13 protein-coding genes are annotated in these 16,918 nt (G+C 73.7%); 9 read left to right on the top strand and 4 right to left on the bottom strand.

Annotation, left to right across the window (positions count from 1 at the left end; translation table 11 throughout):
• The first annotated feature begins 2 nt into the window (after positions 1-2).
• The 6 genes from O7610_RS10920 (at position 3) to O7610_RS10895 (ending at position 8,806) form a co-directional block, all read left to right on the top strand.
• Entirely contained in the window at positions 3-848 is an 846-nt protein-coding gene (locus O7610_RS10920; RefSeq protein WP_281550624.1) for a hypothetical protein, read from the top strand.
• 442 nt (positions 849-1,290) lie between these two features.
• On the top strand, positions 1,291-1,911 hold the full coding sequence (locus O7610_RS10915) for a C39 family peptidase (RefSeq protein WP_289213183.1): 621 nt from the start codon (positions 1,291-1,293) through the stop codon (positions 1,909-1,911).
• 517 nt (positions 1,912-2,428) lie between these two features.
• Positions 2,429-2,899, top strand: coding sequence for an SAV_6107 family HEPN domain-containing protein (locus tag O7610_RS10910; protein ID WP_281550622.1), 471 nt, complete (start codon positions 2,429-2,431; stop codon positions 2,897-2,899).
• Between the two features lie 124 nt (positions 2,900-3,023).
• On the top strand, positions 3,024-3,821 hold the full coding sequence (gene imuA', locus O7610_RS10905; RefSeq protein ID WP_353850346.1) for a DnaE2-dependent mutagenesis accessory factor ImuA': 798 nt from the start codon (positions 3,024-3,026) through the stop codon (positions 3,819-3,821).
• A gap of 37 nt (positions 3,822-3,858) precedes the next feature.
• Entirely contained in the window at positions 3,859-5,445 is a 1,587-nt protein-coding gene (locus tag O7610_RS10900) for a DNA polymerase Y family protein (protein ID WP_289213602.1), read from the top strand.
• Positions 5,438-8,806 carry an error-prone DNA polymerase gene (locus tag O7610_RS10895; protein ID WP_289213182.1) on the top strand — a complete coding sequence of 1,123 codons (3,369 nt, stop codon included), beginning with the start codon at positions 5,438-5,440 and terminating at the stop codon, positions 8,804-8,806. Before O7610_RS10900 ends, O7610_RS10895 begins: the two co-directional genes overlap by 8 nt.
• Before the next feature lie 21 nt (positions 8,807-8,827).
• Here the strand turns inward: O7610_RS10895 and O7610_RS10890 are convergent, their stop codons facing one another.
• Both O7610_RS10890 and O7610_RS10885 read right to left on the bottom strand, forming a co-directional pair.
• Positions 8,828-9,805: an HAAS signaling domain-containing protein gene (locus O7610_RS10890; RefSeq protein ID WP_289213181.1), complete on the bottom strand. Its 978-nt coding sequence runs from the start codon at positions 9,803-9,805 to the stop codon at positions 8,828-8,830.
• Complete coding sequence (locus O7610_RS10885) at positions 9,802-10,134, bottom strand: PadR family transcriptional regulator (protein WP_281550619.1); 333 nt, start codon at positions 10,132-10,134, stop codon at positions 9,802-9,804. The genes O7610_RS10890 and O7610_RS10885 overlap by 4 nt, the downstream gene beginning before the upstream one ends.
• 159 nt (positions 10,135-10,293) lie before the next feature.
• On the opposite strand from O7610_RS10885, the gene O7610_RS10880 reads away from it, so the two are divergent.
• From O7610_RS10880 to O7610_RS10870, 3 genes are all read left to right on the top strand, one after another.
• Complete coding sequence (locus O7610_RS10880) at positions 10,294-11,040, top strand: methyltransferase domain-containing protein (RefSeq protein ID WP_281550618.1); 747 nt, start codon at positions 10,294-10,296, stop codon at positions 11,038-11,040.
• Positions 11,037-12,227, top strand: a complete 1,191-nt coding sequence (locus tag O7610_RS10875) for an alkaline phosphatase family protein (RefSeq protein WP_281550617.1) — start codon at positions 11,037-11,039, stop codon at positions 12,225-12,227. The genes O7610_RS10880 and O7610_RS10875 overlap by 4 nt, the downstream gene beginning before the upstream one ends.
• Positions 12,228-12,509: 282 nt before the next feature.
• Positions 12,510-12,896, top strand: coding sequence for an SCO2097 family morphological protein (locus O7610_RS10870; RefSeq protein WP_281550616.1), 387 nt, complete (start codon positions 12,510-12,512; stop codon positions 12,894-12,896).
• A gap of 219 nt (positions 12,897-13,115) precedes the next feature.
• Here the strand turns inward: O7610_RS10870 and O7610_RS10865 are convergent, their stop codons facing one another.
• Together O7610_RS10865 and O7610_RS10860 are read right to left on the bottom strand one after the other, a co-directional pair.
• Positions 13,116-15,623 (bottom strand): transglutaminase TgpA family protein, encoded by a 2,508-nt coding sequence (locus O7610_RS10865; protein ID WP_281550615.1) that lies wholly within the window; start codon positions 15,621-15,623, stop codon positions 13,116-13,118.
• The gene (locus O7610_RS10860) at positions 15,620-16,918 is read right to left on the bottom strand and encodes a DUF58 domain-containing protein (RefSeq protein ID WP_289213180.1); all 1,299 of its coding nucleotides are present in this window, start codon (positions 16,916-16,918) and stop codon (positions 15,620-15,622) included. The genes O7610_RS10865 and O7610_RS10860 overlap by 4 nt, the downstream gene beginning before the upstream one ends.

Below are 16,918 nucleotides of genomic sequence, written 5' to 3'. Positions count from 1 at the left end.
CGGTGGCCGGGCTCGTCGCGGCCGCCGTCACGGTGACCGCCGTCGCCGGCTGCGGCGACGACGAACGGATGGCCGCCTTCGAGGAGGCGATCATGCCGATCGTCGTCGAGATCGCCAAGGAATCGGTGGCGGCGCTGCCGGCGCCGTACCGGATCGTCGCCGAAGTCGGCATCTACGCCACCGAGGAGGCGGCCCGCGAGCAGGCGGCCGACCAGGACGCCACCTACCTGTTGATCAACCAGACGATCGACGGTACGCAGCGGGTGAGTGTCTTCCGGATCGACACCACCCGCAAGCTGCGGATCGACATGGACGGGCGGTTCGTCACCGAGATCGAACAGAACCGGATCACCATCACCGCCGACCCGACCGTCGACTCCACGCTCGTGATCACCGACGCGCTGGACAGCGAACCGGTGTACGCCGGTGACCGGCTCGTCTTCGACGGTGACGACCTGCACTACGACCTGGACACCGGGCGGTTCGGCGACCCGGAGCAGGATCCGGAGTTCGCCGCGGCGGTGGATCTGGTGGAGCCCCGGTCCGCCGGCACCTGGAGCTCGCTGACCGGCGGCCAGGCCGCCCTGCGTAACGGCGCACAGGCCGCAGACTGGGACGAAGGTACGCCCACCCTCGGCGGCTGCTCGTCACTGCCCGACTCGGCCTGGAACGACGAGGAGGTCGTCCAGGGCATGTTCAGCGGCAACCGGTGGCGGCGGCTGTTCCCGGTCTACTGCATCCGGACCAGCGACGGGCGGTACGGCACGCTCACCCAGCGCACGTCGGTCGACGGCGAGCAGGGCCCGCTGCAACTGGAGTACGTGCTGTGGAAGAGGCCGGGCGACTGACCAGGGTCGGCGGCATCCCGTTTGCGCGGTTAGGCCTGTTTGCGAGGTTCGGTGCGGCGCGGCGGGCGGGTGGCTGAGGTGCCGGGCGCGGGGGAACATCGGCCGGCCGGGCGGCGTTGGATCCTGGCGTTGGACCGAGTGGGCGAGTGGCCGGGCTGATCTGCCGGGCCTGATCCGCCTGGTCCGCCTGGTCTGTCGCCCGGTGCGGGTGCGGCCGGGTCTGCGGCCCCGCCGGGTGCGGAATGCCGGGCATCCTCGGATGGTTGTATCCGGTGCGCCGGTGAGACCGCCCCCCGCCTGGACCGGCGGGTGTGCGCAGGTTGGAGCGCATCATTTGAGTTCGATTTTCTTGTGCGTGTTCTGTTCTGTCCCGTTCGTGACCGGTCATCGACCCGGTGTGGTCTGGTGTCCGGTTCATTCCCCTCGGAACGGAGATTCTGCTATGAACACGATCTTCCGTAAGTCTGCTCTGTCGGTTGCTGGTCTGCTGACCGCTGGTGGTGTGGTGGCCGCTCCTGCGGTGGTGGCGCAGGCCGCTGGTCCGGGTGCCGCCGACGGCGGTGCGCGTGAGGTGGCGGTGCAGTACGAGGCGCAGCCGAACTTCTACTACTGCGGGCCGGCGGCGACGCGGATCGCGTTGACGGCGCAGGGTAAGGCCCCGTCGCAGGACGAGGTGGCGGAGAAGTTGGGGACGACCGAGGCCGGTACCGATTCGGCTGAGGAGACGACCCGGGTACTCAACGAGGTGACCGGTGGTGACGAGTACGAGACGGTGTCGATCGGTGCGGCCGCGGCGAAGCCGGAGCATGTGGCGAAGCTGAAGGCGGATGTGCGTGAGGCGGTGGACGACGACCGGGCCGTGGTGGCGAACATCATGGGCACGGCGTCGGACGTCGACGGGGTGGCGCATTCGTACGAGGGTGGGCACTACCTGACGGTGACGGGTTACCGCGATGGTGGTGACACGGTGAAGATCGCTGACCCGTACTTCGAGGGCCAGGAGTACTGGATGGGCCTCGATGTGCTGGCTGACTGGACCGCCAAGCGCGGCTACTCCGCCTGAGCCGTCCCTGAGCCACGTCCCTGAGCTCTGCCCAGGTCGAACCCGATGAGGTTGCTTGTCCGGTCCGCTGGCCGGGTCCCGTACGCCGGGACCCGGCCAGCGGCGTTCGGCGTGCCTGACGTTGCATTTTCGTCGGTGGCAGGGTGTACTCTGAAGCAGAGGTTAGAACGGGTGTTCGATAACAGGTAGCTCTGCTGGTTGGGTCCGCCGGTCAGCAACGGCACCACCGGAGTCGACACCCGTACTGGCCGCCGGGAGGAGCGATTCGCGGCGCGAGTCCCGGCAGTGCGGCGCCGCGAGCCGCACGCCCCGGCACTGGACTTTCGCGGGTCCAGCGCCACCAGGCAGGACCGCTGCCCGCCGCCCCCGACCCCCGGGCGGCGGGCAGCGGACCCCGCCAGCATCGTCGGTGCGGATGCGGTGTGGGGAAGCATCCGCATCCGCACCGACGACGCCCCGCCGACGTCTTCCTCCGTGGGCGGGCACCCGAACAGGTGAAACGCGCGGAGGAGGATCCATGCCGACCACTTCGGCACCGGCCCAGGCACCCACGGTGCCGGCGCACCTGCTGCCCAACCGCACCCCGGCCCAGTTGCTCGTCCTCGCCCGGCACGGGCTGACCGAAGCGGGCAACACCCGCCCCGACGGGCTGCGGTACGCGGCGGCCCACCTGGCAGCCCTGCGCGCCGCCGCCGCGATGCTCGCCGCCCGCGCCCGGCCCGCACCGACCCGCCGCAACCGGGTCACCAGTGTCTGGGCCCTGCTGATGATGGTCGCTCCCGAGATGGCCGAGTGGGCCACCTTCTTCGCCGCCGGTGCCAGCAAACGGGCCGCCGCCGAAGCCGGCATCCCCCGGGTGGTCACCGCCCGGGAAGCCGATGACCTGCTGCGCTCCGCCGGGCAGTTCGTCTCCCTGGTCGAGGACACCCTCGGGCTGGCCCACCAACCGGCGCTCGACCCGGCTCTCGACGGCCTGGCCGCTGCCTGACCGACCAACCCACGCAGGCGTGACTTTGTTGTTGCCGCCGGCACTCGTGGTGCCGGCGGCGATCACGCGCGCACACCACCACCAAACACCATGTAAGCGGAACACCCGGGGGGAGAGAAGCAGGATGGCGGGGCGAATGGTGGCCGGCACGGCGGCATTGTCCGCCGTCGCCGCCGGCCTGGTCCGCCCGGCCAGTGCGTTCGCTGGCGGCGCCGGATCAGCGGCGACGGCCGGTACGCCGGACCCGACCGGCCTGCCCGGGGCGGGCGGCATCGACCGGGTGCTTCCCGTCCCGACCATGCTCACCGGCCTGCTCCCCGGGCGAGGGCTGCGCCGCGGCTCCACCGTCAACGTGCTGCCCCACCGGTCGGCCCGGCTCGGCGCGACCTCGCTGCTGCTGGCCCTGCTCGCCGAGGCGTCCCGGGCCGGGCTGTGGTGCGCCGTCGTCGGAGTGCCGGCGCTGGGTGTCACCGCCGCAGCCGAGCTGGGCATCGCCCTGGACCGGCTGGCCCTGGTGCCCAACCCCGGACCGGACTGGCCGGCGGTGGTCGCCGCGCTGATCGACGGGGTGGACGTGGTGGTCGTCGCAGCCCCCGCCGCCGTGACAGCGCAGGTGACCGGCCGGCTCGCCGCCCGGGCCCGGCAGCGGGGCTGCGTGCTGGTGCCCTGCGGCCGGTGGGACGCCCCCGACGTCACCCTGCAGGTGGTGAACGGCCGCTGGGAAGGGCTCGGGCCGGGCCGGGGCCGGCTCCGCCGTCGGGAAATGGTCGTCTCCGCCCGGGGCCGGGGAGCGCTGACCCGGCCCCGGGAGATCCGGATCTGGCTGCCCGGTGGCCCACCCACCCCGGCAGCCGCCGCGCCGGCCGGCGGCATCACCCGCCGGACCCGCCGTGCCGAGCTGACCCTGGTGCAGCGGCGATGAGCCGCACTGAGCTGACCCTGGTGCGGCGCGGATGAACATGGCCACCCCGGCCGGCCGGCCCACCCGGGCGCTGGTCGTCTGGTGCCCCGACTGGCCGGTGACGGCCGCCGAGATCATCGACGGCGTGCCGGCCACCGGGCCGGTCGCCGTGCTGCACGCCAACCGGGTGGTCGCCTGCACCGCGGCTGCCCGCGCCGACGGCGTACATCCCGGGTTGCGCCGACGGGAGGCGCAGAGCCGCTGCCCCGGGCTCACCGTGCTCGACCACGACCCGGCCCGCGACGCCCGGGCGTTCGAGCCGGTCGTCGCCGCGATCGAACAGGTCGTCGCCGGAGTCGAGGTGCACCGCCCCGGGGCGTGCGCCGTCGCCGCCCGAGGCCCGGCCCGCTACTTCGGCGGCGAGGAGGCCGCCGCCGAGCAGATCGTCGAACACGTCGCGCAGGTCTGCGAAGTCGAAAGCCAGGTGGGTGTCGCCGACGGGTTCTTCGCCGCCGGGCTGGCCGCCCGTACCGGCCGGATCGTCCCGCCCGGCGACAGCCGCACGTTCCTGGCCGGGCTGCCGCTGCGGGTGCTCGGCCGACCCGACCTGGCCGGCCTGCTGCGCCGGCTCGGTCTGCGTACCCTCGGGGATTTCGCCGCGCTGCCGGCCCGCGACGTGCTCGCCCGGTTCGGCCCCGACGCGGCGCTGGCCCACCGGCTCGCCGCCGGGCGCGACGAACAGCCGTTCACCCCCCGACAACCGCCCCCCGAACTGTCCGTCACCGCCGACTACGACGAACCGCTCGACCGGGTCGACGCGGCCGCGTTCGCCGCCCGCGCCCTGGCCGAGCAGCTGCACGACCAGCTCAGCGGGAACGGACTGGCCTGCACCCGGGTCGGCATCGAAGCGGTCACCGCACACGGCCAGGAACTGCACCGCGTCTGGCGGCACGACGGCATGCTCACCGCCGCGGCGATCACCGACCGGCTGCGCTGGCAGCTCGACGGCTGGCTCACCGGAGCCGCCGCCCGCCGGCCGGGTGCCGGCACCGCCGCGTCACCGCCGGCGCCCACCGCCGGGATCGTCCGGCTGCGGCTCGTCCCGGACGGGGTGCTCGCCCGGGTCGCCCTGCAGCCCGGCCTGTGGGGGGAGATCGGCGCGGAGGACGCCCGGGCGCGCCGGGCGTTGACCCGGGTGCAGGGGCTGCTCGGGCCGGACGCGGTGGTCACCGCCGTGCTCGGTGGCGGTCGGTCCCCGGTCGACCAGGTCCGACTGGTGCCGTGGGGCGACGAACGGGCGCCGACCCGGCCCGAAGCGCCGCCGTGGCCCGGCCGGCTGCCACCACCGGCACCGGCGGTCGTGCTGCCCGCCCCGCTGCCGGCCGAGGTGTACGACGCGGCAGGCGAACCGGTCACCGTCAGCGCCCGGCTGGTGGTCAGCGCCCCACCGGCCCGGGTCGCCGTCGGTACGGGCACCCCGGTCGACGTCACCGGCTGGGCCGGCCCGTGGCCGCTCGACGAACGCTGGTGGGCGCCGGCCGAGGCGCGCCGCCGGGCCCGGTTCCAGGTCGCGCTCGCCGACGGCAGCGCCCTGCTGATCGCCCGCACCGACGGGCGCTGGGTGGTGGAGGCCGTCTATGACTGACGACCCGATGGTGGTCGACCCGCTCGCGGTCGACGGCGACGGCGGTGACGCGCCGGGCTGGACCCGCAAACGGGCACCGTACACACCGCCGCCGGGGCTGACCGCGCCGTCGGCCGCACCGTCGGCCGCGCCGCTGGTCACCGCCGGTGGGGGGCCGGCCGCCGCCGGGGGCGGGCCGGTCACGCCGTACGCCGAACTGCACTGCCACAGCAACTTCAGTTTCCTCGACGGGGCCAGCCACCCGGAGGAGCTGGTCGAGGAGGCGGTCCGGCTGGGGTTGACCGCGCTGGCCGTCACCGACCACGACGGCTGCTACGGGGTGGTGCGGTTCGCCGAGGCGGCCGCCGCGTACGGACTGCCGACCGTGTTCGGTGCAGAGCTGTCCCTCAGCACCATGGACACCGCAGACCGGCGGGCGGCACCGCGCACCGGGGAGCCGGATCCGGCCGGGCGACATCTCCTGGCGTTGGCCCGTGGCCCGGCCGGCTACGCCCGGCTGGCCCGGGTCATCTCCCGGGCGCAGCTGCGCGGCGGAGAGAAGGGCCGACCCGACTACGGCAGCCTGGAGCAGGTCGCCGCCGAGTTGCGCGACCACGTACTGGTGCTGACCGGCTGCCGCAAGGGGGCGGTGCCGGCGGCGCTGCGTACCGGCGGAGCAGCCGCCGCCGACGCGGAGCTGGACCGGCTGGTGGCGCTGTTCGGTGCGGACGGCGTCGCGGTCGAGCTGACCGACCACGGGCATCCGGACGACGGCGACCGCAACGACGCCCTCGCCGAGCTGGCCGGCGCCCGCGGGCTGCCGACGGTGGCCAGCGGCAACGTGCACTACGCCACGCCGGCCCGGCACCGGATGGCCGCCGTGCTGGCCGCGATCCGGGCCCGGCGCGGCCTGGACGACATCGACGGCTGGCTGCCCGCTGCCGGCGCCGCCCACCTGCGCTCCGGTGCCGAGATGGCGGCCCGGTTCGCCGACTACCCGGGTGCGGTGGCCCGGGCCGCCGCGTACGGCGCCGAACTGGCGTTCGACCTGCAGCTGGTCGCCCCCCGGCTGCCGGACCACCCGGTGCCGGCCGGACACACCGAGATGAGCTGGCTGCGGGAGCTGACCTGGCGGGGCGCGCTGGAACGGTACGGCCCCCGCGAGGCCCACCCGGAGGCGTACCGGCAGCTCGACCACGAACTCGACATGATCGAGCGGCTGGACTTCCCCGGCTACTTCCTGGTCGTGCACGACATCGTGGCGTTCTGCCGCGAAGCCGACATCTACTGCCAGGGGCGGGGGTCGGCGGCCAACTCGGCGGTCTGCTACGCGCTGCGGATCACCAACGTCGACGCGGTCCGCCACCAGCTGCTGTTCGAACGGTTCCTCGCCCCGGAACGCGACGGCCCGCCGGACATCGACGTCGACATCGAGTCCGGCCGCCGCGAGGAGGTCATCCAGTACGTGTACCGCCGCTACGGCCGGGAACACACCGCCCAGGTGGCCAACGTGATCTCGTACCGGCCCCGGTCGGCGGTGCGCGACGTGGCCCGCGCGTTCGGGTTCTCGCCCGGCCAGCAGGACGCCTGGAGCAAACAGATCGACCACTACGGCGCGGTCGCGGCGGCCGGGGAGGACATTCCGGCGCAGGTGGTGGCGTACGCCGACGAACTGCAGACCTTCCCCCGGCATCTGGGCGTCCACTCCGGCGGCATGGTGATCTGCGACCGGCCGGTGATCGAGGTGTGCCCGGTGGAGTGGGCCCGGATGCCGGGGCGCACCGTGCTGCAGTGGGACAAGGACGACTGCGCCAGCGTCGGCCTGGTCAAGTTCGACCTGCTCGGGCTCGGCATGCTCACCGCGCTGCACGACGCGCACGACCTGATCGGCTCCGAACTGGACCTGAGCGCCATGTCGCTGGACGACCCCGAGGTGTACGCGATGCTGTGCCGGGCCGACTCGGTCGGGGTGTTCCAGGTGGAGAGCCGCGCCCAGATGGCCACCCTGCCCCGGCTGAAACCGACCTGCTTCTACGACCTGGTCGTCGAGGTGGCGTTGATCCGGCCCGGCCCGATCCAGGGCGGCTCGGTGCACCCGTACATCCGCCGGCGCAACGGCCAGGACCCGGTGACCTACCCGCATCCGCTGATGCGCAACGCGTTGGAGAAGACCCTCGGGGTGCCGCTGTTCCAGGAGCAGCTGATGCAGTTGGCGATCGACCTGGCCGGCTTCGACGCCGCCGGCGCCGACCAGCTGCGCCGGGCGATGGGGTCGAAACGGTCGGCGTCTCGGATGGCCGCGATCCGCGACCGGCTGTACGCCGGAATGGCCGGCCGGGGCATCACCGGTGAACTGGCCGACGACCTGTACGTGAAGCTGAGCGCGTTCGCCAGCTTCGGGTTCCCGGAGAGCCACGCGATGAGCTTCGCCTACCTGGTGTACGCCAGTGCCTGGCTCAAGCGTTACCACCCGGCACCGTTCCTGGCCGCGCTGCTCAACGCCCAGCCGATGGGGTTCTACTCGCCGCAGACCCTGGTGGACGACGCCCGCCGGCACGGGGTACGGGTGCACCGGCCGGACGTCAACGCCAGCGGCGCGGCGGCCACCCTGGTCGTCGACGCCCGTACCCGGTGGGGTGGCGCGCCGGGGGAGCCGCCGCACCAGTGGGGGGTCGGCGGCCCGCAGGTGCGCCTCGGCCTGTCGGCGGTCCGGAGCATCGGCGACGACCTGGCCGAGCGGATCGAGGCCGAGCGGGCCGCGCACGGGCCGTACCGGGACATGCCGGACCTGGCCCGCCGGGTCGGGCTGACCGCTGCCCAGCTGGAGGCGCTGGCCACCGCCGACGCGTTCGCCTGTTTCGGGCTGACCCGTCGGCAGGCGCTGTGGGGGGCCGGGGCGGCCGCGCAGGAACGCGCCGACCGGCTGCCGGGTGTCGCCGTCGGGGTCGCGGCGCCGGCCCTGCCCGGTCTGGAGGAGGTCGACGCGTTGATGGCCGACGTGTGGGCCACCGGGCTGTCGCCGGAGAATCATCCGGTGCGGTTCGTCCGGGACCGGCTGGCCGCCGCCGGGGCGGTGCCGATCGCCGCCCTGGGTCGGGTCGAGGCCGGCACCCGGGTCCGGGTCGGCGGTATCGTCACCCACCGGCAGCGCCCGGCGACCGCCGGTGGGGTGACGTTCGTGAACCTGGAGGACGAGACCGGGATGCTCAACGTGACCTGCTCACCCGGGCTGTGGCAGCGCTACCGGACGGTGGCCCGGTCCAGCGCGGCGCTGCTGGTGCGGGGCCGGCTGGAGAAGGCCGAAGGGGTGATCAACCTGGTCGCCGACCGGCTGGACGCGGTGACCACCCCGGTCAGTCCGACGTCCCGGGACTTCCGCTGAATACACAGCCGATGCCGCAGATCAGCTCGGCGACGGGTCGGGTGCCGGGGTGGTGTCGGGGCTCGGGTTCAGGGCCGGCAGTTGGAACGGGTTCCGCTCGGGACAGAGCGGGTAGAGGTACTCCACGTTCGAGTCGTGCAAGGTAAACCGGTCGCCCATGCGGAGAATGCCCTGCCCGATCCGCAATCGTTCCAGGTCCGTCAACTCGCACCAGTCCGGGTAGCCGAGAACGATCGGCTCGCCGTTCTCGTCGAACAGCCGGGCACCCTCCACCAACTGTCCCTGACTGTCGTAGACATACACGTCCAGCGGAGCCGGCAACGGGGGAGCGAGGTAGGCCGCGCCGCCGTTCGACTCCATCACGACGAGCGGACCTTCTGACGTTGATCCAAGGCCGAACAGGAAGTACGAGGCGAACCCAACGAGCGCCAGGGCGGTGGCGCCAGTCACCACCAGCCGTGGCCGTCGGGTCAGTCGTAGTCCTCGGCGGCCGAGCCAGACCGAGCCGGTCACGGCCACGGTGAGAAGTAGCAGCCCGGCCGGGACGCTGCCATCGGGGGTGGGCAGCGGCGAGGAGATCCCTCCGAAGACCAGGTGGGTGAGGAGCATCGCGGCGAGGTAGCCGCGCAGTACCCACCAGCCGGGGCGCAGCGACCGCAGGAACTCGCTGGCGGTGCCGTGAGCGAGGACTGGGCCGACCCGGCGGTCGATCCGGCCCAGCCGGTGGCGGGTGGCCTGCCAGGCGGCAGCCGCCCGGTGGCCGATCCCCGGCGGCGACGCCGGGGCGTCCAGTGCGGCGCTGGCGCGCAGTTCGGCGGCGTACTCCGTCGGGTCGCCGAGCCGGTCGACCAGCGTGCCGTCGCCTTCGGCGAGCACCTCGGCGAGGTGCTCGGGCAGGTCTTCCAGCAGTTCGTCGCGGACCGGGCCGGGCAGGTCGGCCAGCGCGGACCGGACCTGCTCGACGTAGTGCGTGATCTCAGCCTGCGTCGCGGCGTTCACGCCGCCACCCCCCGATCGTCAAGTAGGTTGTCCATCGTCGTGGCGAAGCCGCGCCAGGTCTTGCCGGAGCGGGTCAACTGGTCACGCCCGGCGCCGTTGAGTGAGTAGTACTTGCGGTGCGGGCCCTCCTCGGACGGGACCACGTAGGTGGTGAGCAGACCGGCCTGGAACAGCCGGCGCAGCGTGCCGTACACCGAGGCGTCGCCGACCTCGGTCAGCCCGGCGGTGCGTAGTCGCCGCAGGATGTCGTAGCCGTAGCCGTCCTCGTGCTGCAGCACAGCGAGGACGGCCAGATCGAGCACCCCTTTGAGAAGCTGGGTGGTATCCACGCTTCGCAGACTACTTCGTAGTGCGATATACCGTCAATCGCGGAGTACCGCCGCCCGGCGACGAGCGCCGCCCCGGAATCGGCCGCCCCGGGCCGCACCGGGCCGCACCGGGCCGCACCGGACCGAGTGGGACCGGGCCGGGCCGATAGGCTCGCGCGGGTGGAACCGACACACATCCCGGCCGGCCAGGCGGCCGGCCCGCGAACCGCCGTGGTCTGGTCCGTCCTGCGTCACGAGCTGGACCGGCAGCCCGGCCGCAGGCTCACCGTGGTCGACGTCGGCGGCGGCACCGGTGGCTTCGCGGTGCCGTTGGCCGAAGCAGGACACCAGGTGACCGTGGTCGACGCCAGCCCCGACGCGCTGGCCGCGCTCACCCGACGGGCCGCCGACGCCGGGGTCGCCGACCGGATCACCGCCACCCAGGGCGACGGCGACGCGCTCGGCGAGCTGATCGCGCCGGCCAGCGCCGACCTGGTGCTCTGCCACGCGGTACTGGAGGTGGTCGACGAGCCGGCCCGGGTGGTGGAGTCGCTGGCCACGGTGCTGCGGCCGGGCGGGGCGGCCAGCGTACTGGTGGCCGGCCGCGCCGCAGCGGTGCTGGCCCGCGCGGTCAACGGACATCTCGACCTCGCCGCCGCACTGCTCGCCGACCCACAGGGCACCGCCGGCGCGCGGGACACGCTGCGCCGCCGTTACGACGCCGACCGCGCCGTCGATCTGCTCGCCGCCGCCGGGCTGCGGGTCGAGCAGATCCACGGGGTACGCGTACTGTCCGACCTGCTGCCGGCGGCCGTCGCCGAGGGTGACCCGCAGGCCCTGCTCGCCCTGGAGCTCGCCGTCGCCGCCCAGCCGCCGTACCGGGACCTCGCCACCCAGCTGCACCTGTTCGCCCGGCGTCCGCTGTGACAGCGGCGGACCCGCCGGCTGCGGAGCTGCTGCGCCCGGTGCGCCCGGAGTACGGCGCGGCCAGCCTCGCCGACGTGCTGCCCAGCGTGCTGGCGGTGCTCGGGGTGCCCGGCGCGGACGACGTACTCGGCCTCGCCGGGCCGCTCGCCGGGGTGCGGCGCGTCGTGGTGCTGCTGGTCGACGGGCTCGGCTGGCACCAGCTGCCGGCCGCCGGCGAACACGCTCCGACGCTGGCCGCGCTCTCCGCCGGCCGGTACGCGCGGCGGCTCACCACCGGCTTCCCGTCCACCACACCGACCAGCCTGGTCAGCTTCGGCACCGGTGCCGCGCCGGGGGCGCACGGGGTGCTCGGCTTCCGCAGCCTGGTGCCCGGCACCGACCGGGTACTCAACCACGTCGACTGGCGCGACGACCCGGACCCGCGGCGGTGGCAGCCGGTGCCGACCCAGCTGGAACGGGCGGCGGCCGCCGGGGTGACGGTCACCGTGGTCAGCCGGCCCGAGTTCGCCGGCAGCGGGCTGACGGTCGCCGCCAACCGGGGCGGCGCGTACCGGGGCGCGGCCGACGCCGACGCCCTCGCCGCCGGGCTGCTCGACGCGGTCACCGCCGGCGACGCTCCGGTGCTGGTCTCCGGCTACCATCCCGACCTGGACCGGCACGGCCACCTGTCCGGGGTCGGTTCCCCGCCCTGGCGGGCCGCCGCCGCCGACCTGGACCGGCTGCTGGACCGGGTGCTGGGCGGGCTGCCCCGGGACGCGGCGCTGCTGGTGACCGCCGACCACGGTCAGCTGAACGTGCCGGCCGACCCGCGACACCGGTTCGACCTGGACACCGACCCCCGGCTGCGGGCCGGCGTGCGGGTGGTCGCCGGGGAGCCCCGCGCCCGCTACCTGCACCCGGTGCCGGGCGCGGTGGGCGACGTCATCGCCGGGTGGCGGGCCGTCCTCGGCCCGGCGGCCCGGGTGGCCGAGCGGGACGAGCTGATCGCCGAAGGCTGGTTCGGCCCGGTGCCGTCGGGGCATCTGGGCCGGATCGGCGACGTCGTGGTGATCTGTCAGGACCGGTTCGTCGTGGTGGCCACCCGGACCGATCCGGTCGGCTCCGCGTTGGTCGGCTTCCACGGTGGAGTGACCGAGGTCGAGATGGCCGTTCCGCTGCTGATCACCACCGGCGCTGGTCGCGAGTGATTTGCCCGGTTGAGTGTGCTATGAGAGTGAAACTCGCGGTGCGGTGGGCGAGAAAGATCGAGTTCCTGGTGTGACGAGGGCCGGGCAGCGGTGCACTGTCCGGTTGGGCGGCTACTCTGTTACCAGGTGATGACGTCCGCCGGACGGAAAATCAACCTAGGCGGTCCGTCGTCCGGCTTTCCGACCCGCGACCCCCCTCGTAGACTTGCGGGTAAGCAGCCGGTTGGCTGCCACGGTCTGTCGGTCCGACCGGGCTGACCAACGTGACCGGGGAGGAGTGCCGTGCCGCTCTCGGAGCACGAGCAGCGGCTGTTCGAGCAGATCGAGCGGTCGCTTGCCGAGGACCCCAAATTCGCCTCGGCCGTGCGCGCCAGCGACCCGCGTTTCCACGCGCGGCGTCGCCTGCTCGTCGCTGCCGGTGTGATCATCATTGGCCTTGCCCTGGTCGTTTACGGCACAGTGAGCAAAGTGCCGCTGCTCGGTGTGGCCGGCTTCGTGGTCATGCTCGGGGCAGCGGCGTTCGCCATGCAGTCCCAGCGCAAGTCGAACTCGCCCGACCTGCGGGTGGTCGGCGGGACCACACGTCGGAGGACCCGCAGCGGGCGACGGTCATCGCTGATCGACCGGCTGGACGAGCGCTGGCGCCAGCGGCCGGAGGGCCACCGCTGACCTAGCGGGCGGGACCAGCCGCCCGGTTCGGCGTGAGCCGGGTGGTCTTGTCGTGCCCGCCTACCGGCCCGCCACGCGGGGCAGCGGCGGTCGGCCACGGATCTCGTCGACTGACCGCGCTGCTTGACTGACCGCGCTGCGATCAAGCGTCTCGGCACGTGGGCGATTATGCCCGGTGCGCCGACCCGAGGTGGCGGTTTCGCGAAACCCCGGGACGGGTCAGCGACCCGCCCGGTTGGCCAACAGCCGGCGCGGACTCAACCGCGCCGCCGCGTCGCGCCACCGGCCGACGACCGAGAAGACCCGGCTGTACGCCTCGACAACCGCGTCCCGCCAGCGCAGCAGTACCGACAGCGGCAGGAGCCGGGCCGCCAGCCGGGTACGCCGACCCACCCCGGCCGCCAACGCCGCCCGTACCCGCCCCAACGCCTCGACCAGCGGCTCGCCCGGCACCGGTTGACGGGCGTACCGGGCCCGCTCCTCCGCCTGGCTGAGTAGCTGGACCGCGTCGGTCGCCGCACCGTGGACCGACTCCAGAGCAGCCAGCCGCGCCGCGGTTGCCCGTGGCGTCTCCGACCGGTCGACCGGCATCCGCAGGTCGACCAGGGTGTCGACCAGTTCGCTCCAGACGGCGTGCGCGTGCTGCCGGGCGGCCCCGGCGTCGGCGCCGGTGACGGTCATCAGCGGAGCACCACCGGCGGCGGCCCCGCTCGCGGCGGGGGAGTCGGCGTCCCGAGCGTCCGTCGGGTCGGTGCCCGCCGGGGTCACCGGAGCCAGGACACGGGCCAGCCGCCGACGGCGTACCGTCGCGCGTCGGGCCGCAGGCAGGGCCGCCAACACGAGCACCGCGACCACACCAGCGAGGGCCCACCACGGCCAACGGGGACCGGCGGTGGAATCGGCAGCGGATCCGGCACCCAGTGCACCCGGGTCGAGCTGGCCGGGCCCGGTCTCCGGCAGCGCCGTCGTCGAAGGCGCGGCGGACGGGGCCGCGCTCGGTCCGGCGCTCGGTCCGGCGTCCGGCGGGGCGTCCACGTCCGGCGCCCACTCGGAGCGCACCGAGCCGGGGATGCTCGCCGCCGGGGTCGGGTCGAACGGCACCCAGCCGAGCCCGTCGAAGTAGACCTCGGTCCACGCGTGCAGGTTCAGGTTGGTCAGCGTGTACGTGTTCTCCAGTCGTCGGGAGCCGTTGGTGAAACCGAACGCCACCCGGGCGGGTACGTCCGCGGCGCGGACCAGCCACGCCATCGCGGCGGCGTACTGCTGGCAGAAACCGACCTTGTTGTCGAGGAAGTTGACGATGTCCTGGCCGGCCGTGCCGCCCTCGGTGGCCAGGCTGTAGGTGAAACCGTTGTCTCGGGAGAAGTGCTCGTAGATGGCCAGCACCCGGTCGTAGTCGCTGCGCGCGCCGGCAGTCAGCTCCCCGACCAGCTCGGTCACCTGCGGCACCTGCGGCACTGCGGTGAACGCCTGCCGCAGGTCGTTGTCGGCCGGCAACGGTTGGGACCGGCGCAGTGCCCCCGGGGTGTAGCTGGTGCGGACGTACTCGAATCCGTAGGTCATGTTGCGGGCCCGCGACTGGCCGGAGAAGACGATCTGCGCGGTGCGGTCGTACGCCCAGTTGCCGTCCACGTCGCGCATCTGCACCGGCACCGCGTAGGTCGGCAGCAGCGCCATGTTGAAGTTCCCGGTGACCTCGACGGTCGCCTCGTACGCCTGGTGGCTGACCCCGGTGTTGCGGATGTCCGGGTCGGTCCGCGGGTCGGGCAGCGACCGGGCCGAGTCCGGCCGCCCGCGTGGCGGGCGACTGGCGAAACCGTCCTCGCGCAGCTCATCGGCGATACCGATCCGCAGGTACGCCGGGGCCGGGTCGTTGGTCGTCACCCGGACCATCTCGGTGACCTCGCTCTGGTTGAGCTGGCCGCTCAACGCCGCGAACAGGTTCACCTGGCCGGGGCCGTTGCCCAGCCCGTTGCCGCCGGTCCCGCCGCCGCTGAGGTTGGTCAGCAGCCCGGACGTCATGCCGGGGATGGTCAGCGGGATCAGCACCGCGATGACCACCCCGAGCACGGCGAGCCGCCGACCGGCGGCGGCCAGCGGCGACGGCTCCCACACGTCGACGTCCCGGCCGTCGCCGGTGAACCGGCGGCCGAACCGGCGGACCCGGTCGACGTTGTCGGCCATCAGCAGCCACAGGTAGCCGACCGCGCCGACCACGAACGGTGCCGCCGGAACGCTGTCGACGTAGATCGCCACCGGCACCGAGTAGATCGCCAGCATCGGCAGGCCGGCCAGCGCCGGCCGGCGCAGGGTCACCGTGAGCACGTCGACGACGACCGCGACCGAACCGATCCCCAGCGCGGTGATGAACAGCAGCGCGTCGCCGTCGGGCACCGGCACGCCGTACGCGTGCACGTCCTGCGCCGACTGGGCCAGCAGCGCACCGAAGTGGCCGATTGTCGCCGGCGACGGCAGCACCGCGAGGAACTCGTCGCCGCTGGGGAACAGCCAGGTCAGGGCGAGGAGCAGCGCGCCGATCATGGCCACCGGGTGCAGCCATCCGGGAGCCCGCAACGAGCGGACCAGCATCCCGGCGCCACCGATCATGGTCACGGTGATCGCGCACTGCACCAGCCAGGTCCAGTCCTGGAAGATGGTGGCCATCGGCGCGGCCGCCATCAGGGTGGCTGCCGCCGCGACCAGACCGAGGTGTCTGCGGGTGGTCAATTCACTCCTCCGGCTATCGTCTCGGCCAGCGCGGCCCGCCAGGCGAAGCCCTGGGAACCCCGGGCGAGCTGCGGCCACAGCGACGGCAACTGGTCGCCATGGTTCACTCCGATCACCCGCCAGCCGCTCTGCAGCAGCGACAGCGCGGCGGCACCGTGCGCCCGGTCGGCCTCGGCCCGTTCGTCCGGGCTCAGATTCATCCAGGTCGAGCTGTCGATCAGCAGGCCGACGCAGGTCGACCGGTTGCCCCGCAGCCCGGCCAGCAGCTTAGCCTCGGTCGGGGTGAGCGCTCCGAACAACGCGATCACCAGTGAACTGTCCGAGCGGCGGCGTACCTGCTCGACCAGGGTGGCGATGTCGCTGCGTTGGCTGGCGGTGACGTCGGCCAGCCGGTCGAGCAGCAGTCCGTCCCCGTCGGCCTCGGTGGCGTCGGCGTCGATGCCGGTGTCGGTGACCAGCCGCAGCCGGTAGCCGTTCGACCGGAAGTGCACGGCGATGCTCGCTGCCGCCGCCACCGCCCACTCGAAGCTCGCCGTCGGGCCCTCGCCACGGTGCGCGTACGCGCGGGTGTCGAGCACCACGGTCGCCCGGGTCTCCCACGGCTGTTCTTCCCGGCGCACCATCAGCTCACCGGTGCGGGCGGTCGACTTCCAGTGCACCCGGCGCAGGTCGTCACCGCGGCGGTACTCGCGGGTGGCGGAGTCGTCGTCGCCGTGCACCGCCACCGACCGGGCCCGGCTGTCACCGGAACCGGCGTACTCGCCGGCGAGTTGGACCGACGGCAGCGCGGTGACCTGTGGGATGACCGTGAGCCGGTCGACGCTGGGGAAGGCCCGGGTCAGCTCGCACAGGCCGAACGGGTCGGTGAGCCGGACCACCAGCGGGCCGACCTCGTAGCGGCCGCGGACCTCGGCCCGCACCGTGTACGCCACCGAACTGGCCTGCTGAGCACCGAGCCGTTCCAGCACCACCCGGGGCCGGCTGCCCAGGGCGTACGGCAGCCGGTCCTCCAGCAGCAGGGTGCCGGTGGGCAGCCGGGACAGGTTCTGCAGCCGCAGCACCACCCGGGCGTTGGAGCCGACCGGGATCCGGTGCGGTTCCAGCGAGCGGGTACAGGCCAGCTTGTACCGGCTACGGCCCACGTACAGGGCGGCCAGCAGCGGCAGGACGGCCAGCAGGATGGCGACCCGCAGCAGGTCCTTCTCGCCGAGGATCAGTGCCGAGACGACCGCCGCCGCGCCGGCGGCCAGGAACGACCGGCCGCGGGTGGTCAGGCCGCGCAGCGCCGCCCGCAT

This window comes from Solwaraspora sp. WMMA2065 (assembly GCF_030345075.1).
Lineage (GTDB): Bacteria > Actinomycetota > Actinomycetes > Mycobacteriales > Micromonosporaceae > Micromonospora_E.
This window is presented reverse-complemented; position numbering and strand designations above follow the sequence as displayed.

Coding starts and splice junctions, on each gene's coding strand:
- O7610_RS10915 (WP_289213183.1), top strand. CDS start 1,291: ATGAACACGATCTTCCGTAAGTCTGCTCTGTCGGTTGCTGGTCTGCTG.
- O7610_RS10910 (WP_281550622.1), top strand. CDS start 2,429: ATGCCGACCACTTCGGCACCGGCCCAGGCACCCACGGTGCCGGCGCAC.
- imuA' (WP_353850346.1), top strand. CDS start 3,024: ATGGCGGGGCGAATGGTGGCCGGCACGGCGGCATTGTCCGCCGTCGCC.
- O7610_RS10900 (WP_289213602.1), top strand. CDS start 3,859: ATGGCCACCCCGGCCGGCCGGCCCACCCGGGCGCTGGTCGTCTGGTGC.
- O7610_RS10895 (WP_289213182.1), top strand. CDS start 5,438: ATGACTGACGACCCGATGGTGGTCGACCCGCTCGCGGTCGACGGCGAC.
- O7610_RS10860 (WP_289213180.1), bottom strand. CDS start 16,918: ATGCGGGCGGCGCTGCGCGGCCTGACCACCCGCGGCCGGTCGTTCCTG.